General features: G+C 66.0%; 18 protein-coding genes. 8 read left to right on the top strand and 10 right to left on the bottom strand.

Going from position 1 to position 21,042, the window contains the following annotated elements:
* Positions 1-63 precede the first annotated feature (63 nt).
* Genes polA through ACOEQ2_RS12020 form a run of 7 tightly spaced genes read left to right on the top strand, consistent with a single transcriptional unit; the run spans position 64 to position 9,322 of the window.
* Positions 64-2,838: a DNA polymerase I gene (polA, locus tag ACOEQ2_RS12050; protein WP_419731211.1), complete on the top strand. Its 2,775-nt coding sequence runs from the start codon at positions 64-66 to the stop codon at positions 2,836-2,838.
* A gap of 26 nt (positions 2,839-2,864) precedes the next feature.
* Positions 2,865-3,473, top strand: coding sequence for an SCO family protein (locus ACOEQ2_RS12045; RefSeq protein WP_419728219.1), 609 nt, complete (start codon positions 2,865-2,867; stop codon positions 3,471-3,473).
* Positions 3,474-3,477: 4 nt separating this feature from the next.
* Complete coding sequence (locus tag ACOEQ2_RS12040; protein WP_419728218.1) at positions 3,478-5,262, top strand: ABC transporter substrate-binding protein; 1,785 nt, start codon at positions 3,478-3,480, stop codon at positions 5,260-5,262.
* Positions 5,259-6,284, top strand: a complete 1,026-nt coding sequence (locus ACOEQ2_RS12035) for an ABC transporter permease (RefSeq protein WP_419728217.1) — start codon at positions 5,259-5,261, stop codon at positions 6,282-6,284. The genes ACOEQ2_RS12040 and ACOEQ2_RS12035 overlap by 4 nt, the downstream gene beginning before the upstream one ends.
* Positions 6,284-7,258, top strand: coding sequence for an ABC transporter permease (locus tag ACOEQ2_RS12030; protein ID WP_419728216.1), 975 nt, complete (start codon positions 6,284-6,286; stop codon positions 7,256-7,258). Before ACOEQ2_RS12035 ends, ACOEQ2_RS12030 begins: the two co-directional genes overlap by 1 nt.
* Positions 7,248-8,294 (top strand): ABC transporter ATP-binding protein, encoded by a 1,047-nt coding sequence (locus ACOEQ2_RS12025; protein WP_419728215.1) that lies wholly within the window; start codon positions 7,248-7,250, stop codon positions 8,292-8,294. Before ACOEQ2_RS12030 ends, ACOEQ2_RS12025 begins: the two co-directional genes overlap by 11 nt.
* 44 nt (positions 8,295-8,338) lie before the next feature.
* Positions 8,339-9,322, top strand: coding sequence for an ABC transporter ATP-binding protein (locus ACOEQ2_RS12020; protein WP_419731210.1), 984 nt, complete (start codon positions 8,339-8,341; stop codon positions 9,320-9,322).
* A 21-nt stretch (positions 9,323-9,343) separates the two neighbouring features.
* Here the strand turns inward: ACOEQ2_RS12020 and ACOEQ2_RS12015 are convergent, their stop codons facing one another.
* Positions 9,344-9,826, bottom strand: coding sequence for a YaiI/YqxD family protein (locus ACOEQ2_RS12015; protein WP_419728214.1), 483 nt, complete (start codon positions 9,824-9,826; stop codon positions 9,344-9,346).
* A gap of 259 nt (positions 9,827-10,085) precedes the next feature.
* On the opposite strand from ACOEQ2_RS12015, the gene ACOEQ2_RS12010 reads away from it, so the two are divergent.
* Positions 10,086-11,165: a hypothetical protein gene (locus ACOEQ2_RS12010; protein ID WP_419728213.1), complete on the top strand. Its 1,080-nt coding sequence runs from the start codon at positions 10,086-10,088 to the stop codon at positions 11,163-11,165.
* Between the two features lie 9 nt (positions 11,166-11,174).
* On the opposite strand, the gene ACOEQ2_RS12005 is transcribed toward ACOEQ2_RS12010, so the two are convergent.
* From ACOEQ2_RS12005 to ACOEQ2_RS11965, 9 genes are all read right to left on the bottom strand, one after another.
* Positions 11,175-11,681 carry a gluconokinase gene (locus tag ACOEQ2_RS12005; protein WP_419728212.1) on the bottom strand — a complete coding sequence of 169 codons (507 nt, stop codon included), beginning with the start codon at positions 11,679-11,681 and terminating at the stop codon, positions 11,175-11,177.
* 2 nt (positions 11,682-11,683) lie between these two features.
* Positions 11,684-12,391 carry a ribose-5-phosphate isomerase RpiA gene (rpiA, locus tag ACOEQ2_RS12000; RefSeq protein WP_419728211.1) on the bottom strand — a complete coding sequence of 236 codons (708 nt, stop codon included), beginning with the start codon at positions 12,389-12,391 and terminating at the stop codon, positions 11,684-11,686.
* The gene (gene pgl / locus ACOEQ2_RS11995; protein ID WP_419728210.1) at positions 12,384-13,133 is read right to left on the bottom strand and encodes a 6-phosphogluconolactonase; all 750 of its coding nucleotides are present in this window, start codon (positions 13,131-13,133) and stop codon (positions 12,384-12,386) included. The genes rpiA and pgl overlap by 8 nt, the downstream gene beginning before the upstream one ends.
* Positions 13,130-13,948: a Cof-type HAD-IIB family hydrolase gene (locus ACOEQ2_RS11990; RefSeq protein ID WP_419731209.1), complete on the bottom strand. Its 819-nt coding sequence runs from the start codon at positions 13,946-13,948 to the stop codon at positions 13,130-13,132. Before ACOEQ2_RS11990 ends, pgl begins: the two co-directional genes overlap by 4 nt.
* A 40-nt stretch (positions 13,949-13,988) precedes the next feature.
* Positions 13,989-14,828, bottom strand: a complete 840-nt coding sequence (locus ACOEQ2_RS11985; RefSeq protein ID WP_419728209.1) for an HAD family hydrolase — start codon at positions 14,826-14,828, stop codon at positions 13,989-13,991.
* Complete coding sequence (gene zwf / locus ACOEQ2_RS11980; RefSeq protein WP_419731208.1) at positions 14,825-16,288, bottom strand: glucose-6-phosphate dehydrogenase; 1,464 nt, start codon at positions 16,286-16,288, stop codon at positions 14,825-14,827. The genes ACOEQ2_RS11985 and zwf overlap by 4 nt, the downstream gene beginning before the upstream one ends.
* Before the next feature lie 140 nt (positions 16,289-16,428).
* Positions 16,429-17,460 carry a phosphogluconate dehydrogenase (NAD(+)-dependent, decarboxylating) gene (gnd, locus tag ACOEQ2_RS11975; protein WP_419728208.1) on the bottom strand — a complete coding sequence of 344 codons (1,032 nt, stop codon included), beginning with the start codon at positions 17,458-17,460 and terminating at the stop codon, positions 16,429-16,431.
* 117 nt (positions 17,461-17,577) lie between these two features.
* Positions 17,578-20,448 (bottom strand): bifunctional transaldolase/phosoglucose isomerase, encoded by a 2,871-nt coding sequence (locus ACOEQ2_RS11970; RefSeq protein WP_419728207.1) that lies wholly within the window; start codon positions 20,446-20,448, stop codon positions 17,578-17,580.
* A 66-nt stretch (positions 20,449-20,514) separates the two neighbouring features.
* Positions 20,515-20,751, bottom strand: coding sequence for a hypothetical protein (locus tag ACOEQ2_RS11965; protein WP_419728206.1), 237 nt, complete (start codon positions 20,749-20,751; stop codon positions 20,515-20,517).
* Positions 20,752-21,042 lie beyond the last annotated feature (291 nt).

Genomic DNA, 21,042 nt, shown 5'->3' with positions numbered 1-21,042 from the left:
AGCATCGAGGACGGCGCAGTACCGGGCGAACCCGACGACGGTGGCGCGTCCCCCTGGGCCGGCATCCACCTGGTGCTGATCGACGGTTCCGGCTTCATCTTCCGGGCGTTCCACGCGCTGCCGCCGATGAACCGCGCCGACGGCACCCCGGTGAATGCGGTGTACGGCTTCACCAACATGGTCGCCCGCTTCCTGCGCGATCATGTCGGCACCCACCTCGCGGTGATCTTCGACGCCGGCCGCCTCACCTTCCGCAACGAGCTCTACGACCAGTACAAGGCGCACCGCCCGGACCCGCCGCCGGAGCTGATTCCGCAATTCGCCCTGGTCCGCGAGGCAACTGCGGCGTTCGGCATCCCGGCCATCGAGCTCGCCGGCTGGGAGGCCGACGACCTGATCGCCGCCTATGCCTGCAAGGTCGCCGCCGGGGGTGGCCGCTGCACCATCGTCTCGTCCGACAAGGACCTGATGCAGCTGATCCGGCCAGGCATCGACATGCTGGACCCGATCAAGCAGAAGCCGATCGGCGAGGACGAGGTGCGCGAGCGCTTCGGCGTCGGCCCCGACAAGGTGATCGAGGTGCAGGCGCTGATGGGCGACAGCGTCGACAACGTGCCCGGCGTGCCCGGCATCGGTCCGAAGATCGCCAGCACGCTGGTGCTGGAATATGGCGACCTCGACGGCATCTACACGGCGCTGAAGGCCGGGCTGATGAAGCCGTCGAAGCGGCGCGACGCGCTCGAGGCGCACGAGGCCAACGCCCGGATGTCGCGCGAGCTGGTGATCCTGCGCCACGACGCGCCGCTGCCGTTGCCGATCGAACAGCTCGGCTTCACCTCCCCGGATGCCGACCGCCTCGGCACCTGGCTGGGCGGCATGGGCTTCCGCTCGATCGCCCAGCGGCTGTCGATCGAGGCGCTCGAACCTGCGCGAAAGGCCGTGGCGGTTCCGGCCGCTTCGGGTACGGAGCCGACTGCGGACGAGCTGATCCCGCGCCACGATGCGCCATTCAGCGACTACGATACCGTCACCGACCTTGCCGTCCTGGCCGAATGGGTCGAGGAGGCGCGCCGGGCAGGCCTGTGCGCCGTCGACACCGAGACCAACGGCCTCGATCCGCTGCGTGCCGACATGGTCGGGTTCTCGCTGGCCACCAAACCCGGCCGCGCCTGCTACGTCCCGCTGCTGCACGAAGGCGATCTCGAGCATCCGGTGGGGCCGCAGCCGGACATGCGCGCCGCGATGGCCGTGCTGGCGCCATTGCTGACCGATCCGGGCGTGCTCAAGGTGTTCCAGAACGCCAAGTTCGATATCCTGGTGCTGGAGCGCGCGGCGGCGGGCCTGCTCGCCGGGCCGATCTCGCCGATCGACGACACCATGCTGATCTCCTACGCGCAGGCCGCCGGCGCGCACGGACACGGCATGGACGAGCTCGCGTCGCGCTTCCTCGGCCACACCCCGATCACCTACGACCAGGCCACCGGCACCGGCCGCAATCGCATTCCGTTCGCCCGGGTGAACCTCAAGGCCGCCACCGATTACGCCGCCGAGGACGCCGACGTCACGCTGCGGCTGTGGCACATCCTGCATCCGCAGCTGCGCACCAACCAGTCGCTGGCGCTGTACGAGCAGCTGGAACGGCCGCTGATCCGCGTGCTGGCCGGCATGGAAGCCGCCGGCATCAAGGTCGACGAGACCGAATTGCGACGGCTGTCCGCGGATTTTGCGGTGCGCATGGCGGTGATGGAAACCGAGATCCACGCGCTGGCCGGCCGGACGTTCAATCTCGGATCGCCCAAGCAGCTCGGCGAGATCCTGTTCGACGAGATGAAGCTGCCCGGCGGCAAGCGCATGAAGACCGGTGCCTGGGGCACCGACAGCGCGATGCTGCAATCGCTGGCGGAACAGGGGCTGGAGCTGCCGGCACGTATTCTCGAATGGCGGCAACTGGCGAAACTGAAATCCACGTACGCGGACGCGCTCGTCGACGAGATCAACCGCGAGACCGGGCGCGTGCATACCTCGTTCCAGATGGCGATCACCTCGACCGGGCGGCTGTCCTCGAACGAGCCCAACCTGCAGAACATCCCGATCCGCACCGAGGAAGGCGGCCGCATCCGGCGTGCTTTCGTGGCAGCACCCGGACACCTTCTGGTGTCGGCCGACTACTCGCAGATCGAGCTGCGGCTGCTGGCGCATGTCGCCAACATCCCCGCCCTGCGCGAGGCTTTCGCCGAGGGACAGGACATCCATGCGCGCACTGCGTCGGAGGTGTTCAACGTGCCGATGGAGGGCATGGACCCGCTTACCCGCCGGCGCGCCAAGGCGATCAATTTCGGCATCATCTACGGCATCTCGGCATTCGGGCTGGCGCGACAGCTTTCGATCTCGCCCGGCGAGGCACGCACCTATATCGACGCCTATTTCGCGCGCTATCCCGGCATCCGCGACTACATGGAGGCTACCCGCGAGGAGGCCCGTGCCAACGGCTACGTGCTGACCCCGTTCGGGCGGCGTTGCTGGGTGGCGGGGATCGCGGAAAAGAATCCGGCGCGGCGTGGCTATGCCGAACGCCAGGCCAGCAACGCGCCGCTACAGGGCGGCGCTGCCGACATCATCAAGCGGGCCATGGTGCGGCTGCCTGCGGTGATGGTGCGCGAAGGCATGCGGTCGCGATTGTTGCTGCAGGTGCATGACGAGTTGCTGTTCGAGGCACCGGACGACGAGGCGGAAGCGCTCGCCGAAACCGCCCGCATCGTGATGGAGGGCGCCGCCAGCCTGTCGGTTCCGCTGGTGGTCGAGACCGGCATCGGCCAGAGCTGGGCGGAAGCACATTGAAGAATTGGCGCCTGCTGCTCCCGGTCATGATGGTGCTGGTAGCGCTCGCGAGCATCGCCACCCGGCTGGACTGGTTCGGACTGGGCGGGCCGGAGAGCCAGGCGTTGCGGAACGCCGTTCCGGTGCCTGGAGGTGCCGACCTCGGCGCGCCGATCGAAATCGGCGGTCCGTTCCAACTCACCGATGCCGAGGGACGCACCGTCACCGATCGTGACTTTCTGGGCAAATGGATGCTGGTCTATTTCGGCTACACCAACTGCCCCGACACCTGCCCGACCGCACTCAACGACATCGCCAACGCACTGGACATGCTCGGACCGAAGGCCGCCGACATGGCGCCGCTGTTCATCACCATCGATCCGGCCCGTGATACCCCGGCAATCATTGGTGCCTACACTGCGAAATTCGACAAGCGCATCACGGGATTGACCGGCACGCCTACAGAACTCGCCCACGTGGAAAAGGAATACCGCGTGTACGCCTCCTCCACGCCGCAAGAAATTCACGGGCGTGCGGTTCTCGACCACAGTTCGGTCATGGTCATCATGAACCCGCAGGGTAAATTCGCCGGCGCTTTGAATGGCGATTCCAGCCCGGAAATCATCGCGGCCAAGCTGCGTGCGCTGGATCACTGACCTGATGACGACCAGACCCGCGTTCCGGCCGGTCGCCGGCATGGTGCTCGCTCTGCCGTTGCTGCTCGGCGCGGCTGCCCCGTCGCCGCCGGTCGCTGCTCCTGTGGCTCCCGCGGCTCCCAATGCGGTCCCCGCCGGACAGCCGACGACCGATGCCCCGGTCTTCATTGCTCCGGGCGGTGTCACGCTGGGCAGTCCGCATCGAGGCGGGACCCTGCGACTGACCGCGGACGCCGGTGCCGGTACCGCCGACCCGCAGATCAACTACAATTCGGAGATGATGGATCTCACGGTCGTGGTCTATGACGGCCTGACCGCATTCGCGAAACGTCCGCTCGCCGCCAGCAACACGATCGTGCCGGACCTCGCGGACGCGTTGCCGGCGCCGCAGGATGGCGGCCTGACCTACGTCTTCCACCTGCGCCGGGGTGTACGGTTCTCCAATGGCCAGGAGGTCGGGGTGCGCGACGTGGTGGCGTCGATGCAGCGCCTGTTCAAGGTGAACTCGCCGACCGCGGGCGGCTTCTATGGCGGCATCGTGGGCGCCGACGCCTGCCTGAAGGACGGGCCGCATTGCACGTTGGCGGGTGGCGTGATCGGCAACGAGGCAGACCGCACCATCACCTTTCACTTGACCCATCCGGATGCCGAGTTCTTCGACAAGCTCTCGTTCCCGCACGCCTACGTCCTGCCGGCCGACACGCCGCCACGCGATCTCGGCAATGACGCGCCGCCCGGCACCGGGCCGTACCGCATCGTCAGCTACGACCCGAACCACGCGCTGATCGCCGAGCGGAACCAGTATTTCAAGGTCTGGAGTTCCGAGGCGCAACCGGATGCTTACGCGGACCGGATCGAGTACAGCTTCGGCCTGACCGACGAGGCGGAGGTGACCGCCACCGAGAACGGCAACTCCGACTACATGTACGACAACGTGCCGCTCGATCGCTACGGCGAGCTCGGTGACCGCTTCGCCGACCAGGTGCACATCAACGACATTTTCGGCACCTACTACATCGCGATGAACGTGAACCTTCCCCCGTTCAACAACATCAAGGCCCGCGAGGCGGTCAATTATGCCGTCAACCGCCGTGCCATGCAGACCTTCATGGGCGGACCGGCGGCAGCCACCGTGTCGTGCCAGAACGTGCCGCCCGGATTGCCCGGTTTCGAACCCTACTGCCCCTACACCAAGGGTGCGGATTTCGCGCATCCGGCGGCCGTCTGGAAAGCCCCCGACCTGGCGCTCGCGAAGCGGCTGGTCGAGGAGAGCGGCACCAAGGGCATGCACGTGACGCTGGTGGTGCCGAACCGCGCCATCGAGACCGCCATGGGTACGACGCTGCAGAACACGTTGCGGGCGATCGGCTACGATGCGGACGTCAAGCCGATCGCCTTCGCCATCCAGTTCACGTACATCCAGAACACCAACAACAAGGTGCAGATCAGCCTGACCGACTGGAATGCGGATTATCCGGCGGCGTCGGATTTCCTGACCGCGTTGTTCGGCTGCGAGAATTTCCATCCAGGATCGGATTCGTCGGTCAATATCGCGGGATATTGCAGCAAGCCGGTCGAGGATGTGTTGAACCAGGCGGCGTTGACGAGCGTGACCGACAAGAAGGCTGGCGACGCCCTCTGGGCCAAGGCCGACCGCATGCTGATGCAGGACGCGCCGGCGGCTCCGCTGATCACGTGGAAGAAGATCGAGCTGGTGTCGAAGAGGTTGGGCAACTTCTACACGGTGAACCTCTACCACATGCTGTTCTCCCAGGTCTGGGTGCAATGAGCACTACGCTGTCGGGCGAACCGGTTACGCGGCGACGGGTGCAGGGGCCGTGGGAAGTGGCGCTGCGTGCGCTCGTGCGGATGCCGAGTGCGATGATATCCCTGGCCGTGCTGGTCCTGCTGGTGCTCGCGAGCCTGGCCGCTCCGCTCTATGCGAGCCTTGTCGCCCACACCGACCCGTTCGCATCCGATGTCGCGGCGACGGTGTCGATCAATGGCGAGGACGTGCCGGTGATGCAGCCCAACACCAACCGGCTGCATCTCGGGCTGACCCCGATCGGGCCGACCTGGCGCGCCGACGCCGATCTGCTCGGTGCCGACAGCCAGGGCCGCGACGTCGCCGCGCGCCTGCTGTACGGCGGCCGCAACTCGCTGCTGATCTCCGGGTCGGCGGCCATATTATGCATCATCATGGCGGCGGTGGTCGGCATCTGCGCCGGGTTCTTCGGCGGCATCGTCGACATCCTGCTGTCGCGCCTGATGGACATCATGTGGGCGATCCCGGTCTATCTGTTCGCGATCTCGCTCTCCATCGTCACCGTCAGCCAGGGCCTGCAGCTCGGGCCGTTCACCATCCGCTCCGACAACCTGATCCTGCCGATCGCCATCATCGCACTCGTTTACGTGCCGTATGCCGCGAGACCGATCCGCGGCCGCGTGCTGTCGCTGCGGCAGGCCGAGTTCGTGCTGGCGGCGCGCTGCCTGGGCGTGTCGCGCACACGCATCCTGCTGCGCGACATCCTGCCCAATGTCAGCACGACGCTGATCGTGCTGGCGCCGGTCATCATGGCGCTGGCACTGCTGGCCGAGAGCGCGTTGTCCTTCCTGTCGATCGGTGTGCAGGCACCGGCGGCGAGCTGGGGCACCATCATCGAGGACGGCCAGGGCCTGATCTACACGCGGCCGATGGTGGCGATCGCGCCCGGCCTCGCCATCGTGTTCACCGTCCTGGCCCTCAACATCCTCGGCGACGGCCTGCGCGACGCCCTCGACGTGCGCGAAACCAGCCGGCGGCGCACCTGATGCTGATCGCGCTGCTGAAGCGTCTCGGCCAGACCGTGCTGGTGCTGTTCGGCATCAGCGTGCTGGTGTTCCTGGTGTTCTTCGCGACCCCCGGTGCGGACCCGTCGGCGCGCATCGCCGGCCGCAATGCCAGCCAGGAAACGCTGGCCGCGGTGCGTCACCAATACGGCTTCGACCGTCCGCTGCCGGTGCAGTACGTGCGCCTGATGGAGCGCCTGTTCATCACCCGCGACCTCACATCATTCGTCGATCACGGCGAGCAGGTGGTGCCGGAAGTCATGCGTGCGGCCCCCGTCACCATTTCGCTGGTCAGCGGGGCGGCGGTGATCTGGATCGTGGTGTCGATCGCCATGGGCACCATCGCCACCGCCATGCGCGGCACCATCGTCGATCGCGGACTGATGATGCTGGGGCTGATCGGGATCTCCATGCCGGTATTCTGGCTGGGAGAAGTTACCAATCTCATAACGCAGAGCCGTTATCACGACACCTGGATGTTCTCCTGGGTCCCGGGACTGGGCTACGTGTCGCTGCTGTCCGATCCGATCGGATGGGCGCTGCATCTGGTGATCCCGTGGTGCGTGCTGGCGGTGCTGTTCATCGGCATCTATGGCCGCGTGCTGCGCGCCGACCTGGTCGCCTCGTACAGCGAGGATTTCATCCGCACCGCCAGGGCCAAGGGACTGAGCGACACCCGCGTGCTGCTGCGGCACGGCCTGCGGACCTCGCTGATCACCTTCGTGTCCCTGTTCGGGCTGGATTTTGCCCAGCTGGTCGGCGGTGGTGCGCTGCTGACCGAGGTGGTGTTCGGGCTGCAGGGCGTCGGACGGCTGACCTACCAGGGGCTGATCAACCTCGACCTGCCGCTGATCATGGCAACGGTGATGTATTCGGCGATCTTCGTCGTGCTCGCCAATGCGGTGGTCGATGTCGTGTATCTGTTGCTCGACCCGAGGGTGCGCGATGGCCGGTGAAACCTATCGCGCCGGCGACCCGCTGCTCGAGGTGCGCGACCTCACCATCACCCTGCCCGCCGGGCGCCGCGACACGGTGCGGATCATCGAGAACATCTCGTTCTCGCTCGGCGCGCAGGAGATCATGGGCCTGGTCGGCGAATCCGGCTCCGGCAAGAGCATGACCGCACTCGCCATCATGGGGCTGATCGACGCGCCGGGTGCCCGCATCACCGGCTCGGCGCGCTATCGCGGCCGCGAGCTGATCGGGCTGGACCGGCATGAGATGCGCGCGCTGCGCGGCGCCGAGATCGCCATGATCTTCCAGGACCCGATGACGGCGCTGACGCCCGTGTACACGATCGGCTGGCAGATCGACGAGCAGCTGCGCGCCCACAAGTCGCTGAGCCGCGCCGGCGCCCGTGCCCGCACCGTCGAGCTGCTCGGCGAGATGGGCGTGCCGGATCCAAGACGCGCTGCCGATCGCTACCCGCACCAGCTCTCGGGCGGCCTGCGCCAACGCGCGATGATCGCCATGGCGCTGTCCTGCAACCCGTCGCTGCTGATCGCCGACGAGCCGACGACCGCGCTGGACGTCACCGTGCAGGCGCAGATCCTCGACCTGCTGCGACGGCTGCGCACCGATTTCGGGTCCTCGGTGCTGCTGATCACGCACGACATGGGCGTCGTGGCAGAGACCTGCGACCGGACGACCGTGCTCTATGCTGGCAACGTTGCCGAACGCGGTCCGACGCAGGCCTTGTTCACCCGGCCCGGTCATCCCTACACCTCCGGCCTGCTCGACAGCATCCCACCGCTGCACGGCATCCGGCCGGCCCGCCTGCCCTCAATCCCCGGTGCCCCGCCAAACCCTGCGCAACGCCCTACCGGCTGCCCTTTCCTGCCCCGTTGCGGCTACGGGCACGAAGCTTGCGAGACCCGGCCGGCTCTCGCAGCATATCGCGAGCAGGACGTCGCCTGCGTGCTGCCGCTCGAAGGCCGGCCGCTGCCGCCGCGCATCCAGCCGGTGTTCGAGCCGACGATGCTGCCGTCATGAGTGACCCCGCTCCCGATCCTGACTTTCGCCAAGCCGGGGCTCCCATGCTCGGTGCCCCACTCATAGAAGCCAAACAGTTAACCAAGCATTACCGGGTCGGCAGTGCCCTGCGCGGTCGCCAGACGCTGCGAGCGGTCGACGGTGTTTCCCTTGCGGTGCGGCCCGGCGAGACACTTGGCCTGGTCGGCGAATCCGGTTGCGGCAAGTCCACGCTGGGCCGCTGCCTGCTGCGGCTGACCGACGTCACCGCCGGCGCCATAGCGTTCGAGGGCCGCGACATCACCCGCAGCAGCGAAGGCGCGCTGCGTCCGCTCAGGCCGCGCATGCAGATGGTGTTCCAGGACAGCTACGCGTCGTTGAACCCGCGCCGCCGCGTCGGCGACCTGATCGCCGAGCCGTTGCGCGTGCACCCCGGACCGCACGGGCGGCGCACCCCGGGCGAAATCCGCGACCGGCTGCACGAGCTGACCACGCTGGTGGGCCTGCCGGAGAGCGCACTGGACCGCTATCCGCACGAATTCTCCGGCGGCCAGCGCCAGCGCATCAACATTGCCCGCGCTCTCGCCCTGTCGCCGCGGCTGGTGGTCGCCGACGAGCCGGTGTCGGCGCTGGACGTGTCGATCCAGGCGCAGATCGTCAATCTTTTCGTGGACCTGCAGGCGCGCCTCGGCCTGACCTACGTGTTCATCGCGCACGACCTCAGCGTGGTGCGGCAGATCGCCACGCGGGTCGCCGTCATGTATCTCGGCCTGGTGGTGGAGCTTGGCGAGGCCGACACGGTGCTGCACAGCCCGGCGCATCCTTATACTGCGGCGCTGATCTCGGCGGTCCCGGAGCCGGTGGTCGGGCTGGCCTCCAGGCGCACGCTGCTCACCGGCGACGTGCCGAGCCCGATCGCGCCGCCACCCGGTTGCCGCTTCCACACCCGCTGCCCGATCGCGCAGGAGCGCTGCCGGGTCGACGTGCCGGAGCTGCGCGATCTCGGCCAGGGTCGCCGTGCCGCCTGCCACTTCCCGCTGAACGGCTGATCCGCCCAAGCGGCTTCGGGGTCAGCCGGTCGCGAATCCCGCCTTCCGCAGCCGGGCCACCGCCGTATCGAGCGTGCCCAGGAACGCCGAGCGATCCTTCTGCGAGAACGGCTTCGGGCCGCCGGTCATCTGCCCGGTGGAGCGGAGCTCGTCCATCAGGTTGCGCGTGGCCAGCGTCATGCCGATCGAGTCCGTGTCGAACCGACGCCCGGTCGGGCCCAGCACCTCGGCGCCGGTCTTCACGCAGCGCGACGCCAGCGGGATGTCGGAGGTGACAACGATGTCGCCCCGCTCCGCCCGCTGGGCGATCCAGTCATCGGCAACGTCTGGGCCGGCCTCCACCACAACCCGCTCGACCAGGGGCGAGATCGGAACGGCAATCAGGCTGTTCGACACCACCAGCACGCGCAGCCGGTAGCGGTCCGCCACCCGGTAGATCTCCGCCTTGACCGGACACGCATCGGCGTCGACGAAGATCCGGATCGGACGCGGTGGCTGGTTCATGCCGGACCGGTATCGCAAACGCGATCCGCGGGGAACAGGCCATCGATCGGCTGCTGGCGGCCGGGCGACAATCGTCGTCCACTGGACGTCATCGCCCTCGACCGGGCTGGATCAAGGACCTGCGCGCCTCATGCCCAACCGATCACCTGCCTGCCAGCGGTCCGGCAACCTGCTGCCCGCCTTCGTCCGAGCGAGCCTGGCCGTCTGCCTGGCCGTCCTGCCGGGCACAGCCGCCCGATCGCAGCCGATCGCATATCCGATGGAAGCCGGCACTTGGAGACCGGCGCCGCCGATCGCCTGGGTGGGCAACACGACCGGCGCGGCGAGCTTTGCACGCTACGAGGGGATGCCGACCGGCACCATGACGGTGAACGAGGCAGTCATCGAGTCCACCGGCGCACGCTTCTCGAACGGCACGATCGAGTTCGACATCAAGCCGCTCGGCTACAACGACGCCGGCATCATCTTCCGCCGCCACGGAACCGACTCCGGCGAGTTCTTCTATCTGCGGGCGAACCCGGATTGCCCGGCGGCGAACGACTGCATCCAGTACGCGCCGATCACCCACACACACATGCAGTGGGACATCTACGCCGACATGCAGCGCCCGGCGCAGATCTCGCCGACCGGCTGGAACCATGTCCGCCTGGTGGTCGCGGGCGAGAAGATGCTGGTGTTCATCAACCGCGAGACAACGCCGGCTTTGGTCATCCCGAAGCTGCAGGGCCTGACGAAGGATGGTGGGATCGCCTTCAAGGGCCCTGCAATCTATGCCAACCTGACAATCCGATCGGATTTTCCGGCGGCTCTCCCGGAGGTGAGCGAAGCCCCACCGGAGCCCGGCACCGTCACCACGTGGGATGCTGCGGCTCCAACGGTAGCGTCCGCTCCTGCCGTGCTCGCGACCGATATCCCGGGACCCGCCGCATGGCATCCGATCGCCGCCGAGGCGACCGGCCTGGTCAATCTGACCCGCGCCTTCGCGCGAGCTTCCGCGCCGATCTCGACCGGCTGGCTCAGGATGACGGTCACCGCCACGGCCGATACACGCCGGGCCATCCGGATCGGCTGGGCGCGGCAGGTGTCGGTGTTCCTGAACGGCCGCCTCGTGTTTTCGGGCGTCAACCCGTACCGCCCGTCGGACCATCGCCTGTCGCCGGACGGACGCCTCGAAGCGGACAACGCCAGCATCCCGCTCGACCTGCGGAAGGGGCGCAACGAGATCGTTCTCGCGGTCGGTGACAGCTGGCTGACCGGAGACGGGATCGTGAAGGCCAGCCCCTACGGTTGGGCCGCCGAGGCGCATTTCGACGATCTCACCGGGATCGCGCTCCGTTAACGGCGGCGCTCACCCGAACTGCTGGATCCGCGCGATGACCGCCTCGATCGTGCCCGCAATGGTGTCGTGCTCGACCACCTCGACCACCTGCTCGTCCGGCCCTGGTTCCTCGAACGTCGCCAGCTGGGTCGGCAGCAGGCTGCTCGGCATGTAGTGGTGCGGCCGATGCTCGAGGCGTTCGTGCAGCACGCTTTCCGGCACCTTCAGATACAGGAACCAGACGTCCGGGAGCCCCTCGGACAGGATGTCGCGATAGCTTCGTTTCAGCGCCGAGCAGGTCAGCAGCGCGGTCTCGCCGGCATCGTGACGCGCATGGATCCAGGCGGCGCAGGCTGCCAGCCACGGCGCGCGGTCGGCGTCGTCAAGCGGGATGCCGGCCCGCATCTTGTCCACGTTGGCCTTCGGGTGCAGCTCGTCACCCTCCTGGAACGGCCAGCCGAACTTCCGGTGCAGGCCCTCCGCGATGCTCGACTTGCCGCTGCCGGACACACCCATCACCACCCAGATCCGCGACATCGTCAGCCAACCTCATAACGTTCGACACCGGTCTTGCCGGCAACCAGGGCCAGGCTCGCGCGCCCGATGAACAGGCCGCACTCGAACACGCCGACGATGGCACGGATCGCCACCTCGGTGGCCGCCGGATCCTCGAGCTGCCCGAGAGCGCAATCGAGGATCATGTTGCCGCCATCGGTCACGAACAGCCGGCCCATGCGGTCGTGACGCGGCGCCACCCGGGCACCCATTTCCCCCAGCTGGCGCGCCGTCGACTCCCAGCCGAACGGCGACACTTCGACGGGCACCGCGGCATGCTCGCCGAGCCGCTGCACCAGCTTGCTCTCGTCGGCCACCACGACCATCCGGTTCGACGCCGCCGCGACGATCTTCTCGCGCAGCAACGCGCCGCCCAGCCCCTTGATCAGGTTCAGCGTGCCGCGCTGGATCTCGTCGGCGCCATCGATGTTGAGGTCGATCACCGGATGCGAGCCGAATCCCACGATCTCGATCCCGAGTGCCTTCGCCCGCGCCGCACTGCGTTCCGAGCTCGGGATCGCAACGAAACGCAACCCCGTGGCCCAGCGCTCGCCGAGACTGTCGATCACGTAGTTGGCGGTCGAGCCGGTGCCGAGCCCGACGACCATGCCGTCCTCGACCAGGGCCGCCGCCGCGACGCCGACCTGGCGTTTCAGATCGGCAGCCGGATCGTTTTCCACGGGCTCAGTCATCGGCGCCGGCCGCGTTGCCGGCGGCGGCACGATCGAGCATCCAGATCAACTCGCCCTCGGTGGTGATATGCGTCGACGGCTGGGCCGCGTCACCACCACGCACCTTCGCCACGATATCGGCCTTGCCAGCGCCCGCCACCAGGAACAGCACGAAGCGGCTGCTGGCGATCGCCGGGTAGGTCAGTGTCAGGCGGGTGTGCGGCGCATCGTGTGGAACGCAGGTGCCGACCCAGGCCTGGGTCTCGTTCAGCACATCGGTGCCGGGAAACAGCGACGCGGTGTGGCCATTCTCGCCAAGACCCAGCAGCACCACGTCGAACAACGGACGGCCGGGCTCGAGGGTGTCGGCGCCGTATGCGGCCTGCAGCTCGCGCTGGTAGCGATGCGCCGCATCCGCCGGATCGCCGTCCGTGGGCATGCGATGAACGTTGCTGGATGGCACGGGCACCTTGCTCAGCATCGCCACGCTGCTCATGTGGTAGTTGCTCGATTCATCTTCCGGGGAAACGAAGCGCTCGTCGCCGTAGAACAGCTGCACCCGGTCCCAGGGAAACTTCGCCGCATAGGGTGATGCCGCGAGGATCTCGTACAGACGCTTCGGTGTCGAACCACCGGACAGCGCCACCATGAACGCGCCTTGTTTTGCCAGCGCCTGCTCGGTCAGGAACTCGGCCGTGCGCTGTGCCACGGCTTCCGGATCGGCCAGGATCTCTGCGCGACCCGTCGTCGCATCCTGGGTCATGCGGCCTCTCCCAGGACATGGCGCTCGATGGCCTTGGCAAACCCCTCATCCTCCGAGGAGTCGCTGACATAGGTCGACTGGCTCTTCACCTCGTCGCTAGCCTGCCCCATGGAAATCGACATGCCGCTCTTCTTGTACATCAGCACGTCGTTCGGCTGGTCGCCGAGCGTGGCGATTTCCGACGCCTTGACGCCGAGCATGCGCTCGAGTGCCGTGACCACGCCGCCCTTGTTGGCGTCCGGATGTGTCACATCGAGATAATATGGCTGCGATCGGGCCGCCGACGCGGTATTGCCGAGGGCTTCCTGCGCGTCCTTCTCGACCTTCTTCATGAGTTCGAGATCATCACTGACACCGACGATTTTCACCGCGTGCTCCAGCGCCGCGTCGAAGTCCTTGGTGACCTTGGGCGGGAACTTCACGGTCCATTCCTCGCGTGCGACGTGCGGACCCTTGCCGTCGGGCACCAGCCAGTCCTCACCGCTATAGACCCACACATCCACCTTATGATCGCGCAGGATCTGCACGGTCTTCTCAGCCGCATCCCGCGGCAACGTCTTGGCCTCGATGATGGTGAGATCGGGCTTCACGAATAGACCGCCATTGAAGCCGGCAATCGGCTCGACGATATCGAGCGGCTTGATCAGCATGCTCATGCCCTTCGGCGGTCGACCGCTGGTGATCGCGAACCGGATGCCCCGCTCCCGGAGTTTCTGGACGGCGCGAATGGCGCGCTCGGTCAGCAGTTTCTCCTTGGTGACCAGCGTCCCGTCCACGTCTGCCAGCACCAGGCTAATCTTTGCCGGATCGGCCATCATGTCTCTCCCGTCGTTTCGATTATGACGCGGTTGCGATCTAGCGGGCGGCGCGCGGCAGGATCAGCGTCTCGACGGCCTGCGCCCAACCGTCCTGGTCGTTGGTTCCTGTGATGAAATGCGCCGACTCCGCGACCTGCTCCGGCGCATTGCCCATCGCGATCGCCAAAGCTGCCGTGCTGAGCATCGAGATGTCGTTATCCATGTCGCCGATGCAGGCCACTTCCGACGGATCGACGTCGAGCAGTGCGGCGAGCCGGCGGGCCGCACGACCCTTGTTCGCCTTGGGATGGGTCACATCGAGATACCAGGGCGAGGACCGACGCGAGTTCACCCGATCACCCAGCATCGCCTGCAGCTCGATCTCCATGCGCTCGAGCAGGGGATAATCGTTTGTCGCACCCATGATCTTGCCGATCCGGTCGATGTAGGGCTCGAACGATGACACCACTGTCGGATCGAACTGCACCGCCCTGCGCTCGCGCGGAACGTAAGGTGCGGCAATGTCGCGGATCAGCCATTCGCGGCCGGTGAAAGCCCATGCATCGACGTGGTTCGTGGTGAGTGTCTCGACGGTAAGGCGGGCCGCCTCCGCATCGAGCGATTGCGTCTCCAGCACTTCGCCCGCGGCATCGACGATCTCGCCGCCATTGAGCCCGGCGGACGGCGTGTCGTTCCCGATCTGTTGCAGATACATCTGCATGCCGCGCACCGACCGGCTGCTGACCAGGCAGAGCCTGATACCGGCCTCGCGAAGCCGGGCCGCCGCGGCCAAGGTTGCCGGCGTGAGCTCCTTGTTCCCGTTGATCAGGGTCCCGTCGATGTCGGATACGAGAAGGCTGACCCGCGATGTTGCAGGGGCACGCGGGGGAATGATCATCCGTTCAACCTCAACCAGTGGCGTCCATCGCGGGCGAGCAGCTCGTCCGCGGCCTCGGGACCGGCCTTCCCGGCCGGGTAGAACTGCAACGCGCTTTCGGGGCAATCGTCCTTGTCGCGCCAGGCATCGAGCGCCGGCTGCACGACGCTCCAGCCGCCCTCGACGTTGTCCGCTCGCTGGAAAAGCGTCGCGTCGCCGATCAGGCAGTCATAAATCAACGTCTCGTATCCGGTGCTCGGACCTTCCTGGAACCAGTCCGCATAGTCGAATTTCATCCGCACACCGCCGAGTTTCACTGTCGGACCTGGCATCTTTGCGGAGAACTGCATCGTCACGCCCTCGGTTGGCTGGATCTGCAGCACCATGATGTTCGGCGTCAGTTTCTCGACCGGTGTTTCGCGGAACAGCGCGTATGGCGCCTGCTTGAAATGGATCGCGATCTCGGTCTTGCGTAACGCCAGCCGCTTTCCGGTGCGGACGTAGAACGGCACACCGGCCCATCGCCAGTTATCGATAGACAGCTTCATGGCGATGAAGCTCTCGGTGCGACTGTCCGGCGCCACGTCCGGCTCCTCGCGATAGCCGGCCATCGCGCGACCTGCGATACTGCCCGCGGTATATTGCCCCCGGACGACGTCCTTGGGTGCGAGCCCATGCACGGCTGCCAGCACCTTCGACTTCTCATCCCTGACTGCGTCGGCATCGAACGAGATCGGGGCTTCCATTGCCACCATTGCCAGCAGCTGCATGATGTGGTTCGGGACCATGTCTCGCAGCGCGCCGGTGGTCTCGTAGAACCGGCCGCGCTTCTCGACGCCAACGGTCTCGGCCGCCGTGATCTGCACGTGATCGATATTCTGCCGGTTCCAGAGCGGCTCGAAGAAGCCGTTCGAGAACCGGAGTGCGAGAATATTCTGGACCGTCTCCTTGCCGAGATAATGGTCGATCCGATAAATCTGGCTCTCGTCGAGGACGTTTCGAAGCTGCGCGTTCAGTGCCCGCGCCGACGCCAGATCCGAGCCGAATGGTTTCTCGACCACCACGCGTCGGTATCGACTTTCGGTCTCCCGAGTCAGGCCCGCCGCCTCCAACTGGCCGACGATCGGCGCAAAGAACCGCGCCGCGACCGCCAGGTAGAACACGCAGTTGCTGACGCCGCAGAGGCTCGACAATGCCTGGTAGGTCTGTGTGTCGTCGAAGCCGCCGCGCAGGAAGGTGATGCGCTGCGACAGCCATGCCCAGTCCGCCTCGTGCAACTCTGAGGCGCTCGCGCGGCGCTGCGCCACGAAGCTCTGCATGGTTTCGTATAACTGCGCGCGGAGACTGTCGTTATCGAGATCCGACCAGTCGACGGCTATGATCGAGAAGCCTTCGTCCAGGAGCTGCGCACCCACCAGGTTGTAGATCGCAGGCACGAGCAGCCGGCGCGTGAGGTCGCCACCACCGCCGAAAATCACCATCGTGCAAGGCGGCGCCCGACGCGGCGGAGAATGCTCCGCTGCGTCATCATCCGCAGGTCCCTGCAGGCCTTCGATCGTCGCGCGAGCAGACGCCCGGCCCGAGGGGCCGCCATCCAGTTCCAGGAAGGGCGCCGACATGCCTACTCCTTCTTCTCGGATACCTCGCTGCCGTGCTTCTTCTCGGTATGCGTCTGTTCGATATGGCCACCGAACTGGAAGCGCATCGCCGAGAGCAGCTTCTCGCCGAAATTGTTGCCCGACCGGCTGCGGAAGCGCGTGAACAGCGCCTGGCTGAGCACCGGCACCGGGACCGCCTCCTCGATCGCCGCCTCGATCGTCCAACGGCCTTCACCAGAATCCGCGACCTGCCCGGTGTAATCGGAGAGGGTCTCGTTCTTGGCCAGGGCGTTCGCGCAGAGATCGAGCAGCCACGACGACACCACGCTACCACGGCGCCAGACCTCGGCGATGTCGGCAGTGTTGAGGTCGAAGCGCTGGTCCTCGGGAAGATCCTCGGAGTTCTTGCTGCGCAGGACATCGAAGCCCTCGGCGAAGGCCTGCATCATCCCGTATTCGATGCCGTTATGCACCATCTTGACGAAATGCCCGGAGCCGGCGGGGCCGCAATGCAGATACCCCTGCTCGGCGCGCGGATCGAGACCGTCGATATCGCGACCAGGCGTGCGTTCGACGTCTCCGGCGCCCGGTGCAAGCACCGAGAGGATCGGATCGATATGATCGACCGCATCCTTGGCGCCACCGATCATCATGCAATAGCCACGATCCAGGCCATGCACGCCACCGGACGTTCCCACGTCGACATAGTGGATGTTCTTCTCACGCAGCATGCTGGCACGCCGAATGTCGTCCTTGTAGTAGCTGTTGCCGCCATCGATGATGATGTCACCGGCCTCAAGCGTCTCCGACAGCGTCGCGACAGTTTCTTCAGTGATCTTGCCGGCCGGCAACATGACCCAGATCACGCGAGGTGACGTGAGCTTCGAGACGACATCCCTCAGATCATGCGCAGCCCGGCTGTTTTCGGCGCGTCCCTGAACGTCCGACACGACTTTTGGGTCACGGTCGAACAGGACAACCTCGTGGCCGTGGCGTGCAAGCCGGACGGAGATGTTGCCGCCCATTTTTCCAAGTCCGATGATGCCGATCTGCATGAAAGGGTCCTCGCTGGTCATCACGTTGCTGCTGGAACGCGGCCTACGCGAATTGATACATCAGGAAAAGGCCGGGGCACTGCGGACCGGTCGATCCGCGGTGCCCCGGCGACAGGGTCAACCGACCGCTGAAATTATCGCGTTGCCAAGCCGCTCCAGGCCGACTGCAAGGTTGCCCTTGATGTGAACGCGCAGGGCCCGACGGCCCCGTTCGGCGAGCACGTCGAAGTCGCCGCGCGCCTGCGCCGCCTTCACGACGCTGAAGCTGTAGGTCTCGCCAGGAACCTTCAGATCGGCTGCGTCGTCGGCAGTGATCTGCAGGAACACACCGCTGTTGGGTCCACCCTTGTAAGCCTGGCCGGTGGAATGCAGGAACCGCGGCCCGAACTCTGCTGCGGTCGCCACGTGCTTCGCGTCACGGATCGCAAGCCGCGCCTTCTGGATCCACGCGATCGTCTTGTCGTCGCGCTCGATATACGCGAGCAACGCGACGTAGTCGCCAGCCTTGATGCGCCCGAACTGCGCTTCCAGGATCGCATCGAGCCCGTCACCCTTCAGCGCATCGGCGTTGCTCGCATCTGCGAAGAACGAGAAGTCGCCGTCCGTGGCAAACGCCTTTTCGTCGGGCAACGTGCCACTCTTGGTGTAGGCATCGGTGAGTTTCCGGGTCTCGATCTTGCTGGCCTCGACGTCAGGCTGGTTGAACGCGTTGATGCCGATGATCGAGCCGGCCACCGCGGTCGCGAACTCCCAGCGGAAGAACTCCTGCGCAATCTGCATCTTCGAGGCGAGCGAGATGGTCACGACTGGCTGCCCGGCCTCCTCGAGCATCTTGATCGCTGCATCCTGCGAGGCGTCCGGGCTATCGGTCAGGCGCAGATAGGCGAACACCCGGTCGTTGCCGTAAACCGACGGCGCACCGATGGCCTCGCCCTCGATCGGGATCAGCCCCTTGCCGATCTTGCCGGTGGACTCTGCCAGCAGCTGCTCGAGCCAGGCGCCGAGATCCGCAATACCCGGTGATGCCTCGATGGTCACCTTGTCGCGGCCAAGCTTCGCACCGACGCCGAGCAGGGTGCCGAGCAGGACACCCGGGTTCTGGGTCGGCGGCGTGCCAGCCGAGCAGGCCTTCGCCATCCGCTCGGCGTTGGACAGGAACTCCGGCAGATCGAGGCCGATCGCCGCTGCGGGAACCATCCCGAAATTCGAGAGGACCGAGTAGCGACCGCCGATCTGCTTGTCGCCGTGGAAGATCTTCCAGAAGCCGTCCTTCGTCGCGACGTCTTCCATGTGCGAGCCCGGATCGGTGATCGCCACGAAATGGCTCGCTGCCTTCTCCCCGACCACCTGCTTCATCTTGTCGAAGAAGAACGCCTTCAGGATGTTCGGCTCGAGCGTGCCGCCGGACTTCGAGCTGACGATCACCAGCGTGCGAGCCAGATCGACCTTGCCTTCGAAGGTCGCCACCTGCTGCGGATCGGTGCTGTCCAGCACATGCAACTCGGGGAATCCCGCACGCTGGCCGAACGTCCTGCCGAGCACTTCCGGCCCGAGGCTGGAACCGCCCATGCCGAGCAGGAGCACGGAGCTGAAGCCGCGCGCCTTGACCTCGTTCTGGAACGCGGTCAGCTCGGACAGACCCTCGATCCGGTCCGAGACGATATCAAGCCACCTGAGCCATTTCGCCTCGTCGTCACCGGTCCAGACCGACGCCTGACGCTCCCACAGATCGCGCACCTTGCCCGACTTGCGCCACTCCTCGAGGCTCGCCTTCACGGCGTCATCGACATCCTTGGGCAGCTTGAACGAGCTTGTCGCAACCGTGTCGCCGGCAAGCTCAGCCTTCTTTGCTGCCACCGCGCCGAGCAACGCATCGAACGAGTCGGAGAACGAACTCACCCCGTCTGCGACGAGCTTGTTGGTGACCCCGGTCAGGTCGAGTCCGAGGCGCTCGGTCTCCGCCAGCACGTGCCGGGCGCCCTCGACATCCTCGGTGAGTGCATTACGCGCGGTGCCGTGGTCACGGAACGCATCCATCGTCGCCGGCGGCATCGTGTTGACGGTGTCTGCGCCGATCAGTTCCTCGACGTAGAGCACGTCGCTATAGGCCTTGTCCTTGGTCCCGGTGGAGGCCCACAGCAGGCGCTGCGGATTGGCGCCGGCCGCCTTCAGAGCCTGCCAGCGCGGCCCGGCGCTGACCTCGAGATAATGCTGATATGCCAGCTTGGCGTTGGCGATCGCGACCTTGCCACGCAGCGACTTCAGCGTCTCGCTGTCCTTGTCGTTGGCGGCGAGGCGCTTGTCGATCTCCTTGTCGATCAGCCCGTCGATGCGGCTGACGAAGAAGCTGGCCACCGACGCGATATGGCTGATATCGCCGCCGTTCCTGTGCCGCTCCTCGAGACCCGAAATGTAGGCTTCCAGAACCTTCTTGTAGGCGTCGATCGAGAATAGCAGCGTGACATTGATGTTGATGCCCTCGCTGATCACCTGGCGGATCGCCGGCACACCCTGCTCGGTGCCGGGAATTTTCACCATCAGGTTCGGCTTGCCGACCGCTTCCCAGAGCCGCCGTGCCTCGATGATGGTCGGCTCGGTGCGAAGCCCGAGATAGGGCGACACCTCGAGACTGACATACCCGTCGAGACCCTCGGTCTCGTCCCATACCGGCTTCAGCACATCGGCGGCGGCGCGGATATCGTCGATCGCCATCGTTTCGTAGATTTCGGAGGCGTCGGTGTTTCCCGCCTTCACGATCTCCTTGAACTGGTCGTCGTAGTCGGTGCCATGACCCATCGCCTTTTCGAAGATGGACGGGTTCGAGGTGACGCCCTTCAAGCGGTCGTCGCGCACAAGCTTGGAAAGGCTGCCATCCGCGATGAACGAGCGCTGGATGAAATCGAGCCAGGGCGACTGGTGGAACTTCTCGAGCGCCTGCAATGGATTGCCGGCATCCTGCACACCTGGTGTCTTCTGCACGACGTTCATGGCTTTCTTGCTCCTGGAGTTTTTATCGTATTCAGGCTCTGAGACGGGTCCGGTCGGCCTCGAGCTTCAGCAAATTCCTCTTCGCCCGCACCCGGCGGACGACATCGGCTGCAACGTCACGCCGGGCAGGACCATCAGAGAGGCCACCGGCATCGATGCATGGCCGGCCGACAGCGCCAGGCGGTCGAGGCTCGGCCGGTCAGGGTCATGGCGGCGCCGCCTGTTCCATTTCACGCAACCCGACGGCGCGAGGAAGATCGCCGCCGCCGGAGAGCCCAAGTTCGGCGTTCGCACCGCGGTCATCGTCAAGATCCGCATCGTTTCGGTGCCGTGCTGGCGAACGGGTGTCCAGCAGTCGGTCCGATGGGCGCCGTTACGAACTGGGTCCGGCTTGGTCGCATGAAGTCTGTCCCTCGGTCGTCATGTGAGGAGCGCCCAACTCATCCCGCAGTCAGCCAAGCGATTGCGGTCGGTCCACCAGACTTTCGCGCGCTCTCGCTCCTGCGAGCAACGCCTGCCGGCCACCCCAGGTCACAAAGCCAACGATCACGAAAACTCGATCGAAGGCAACCCTCCTACGCCGACGCGATGATC

Source organism: Lichenicola sp. (assembly GCF_965198575.1).
Classification (GTDB): domain Bacteria; phylum Pseudomonadota; class Alphaproteobacteria; order Acetobacterales; family Acetobacteraceae; genus Lichenicola.
The sequence above is the reverse complement of the archived record's forward strand: the minus strand, read 5'-3'. Positions and strand labels throughout refer to the sequence as shown.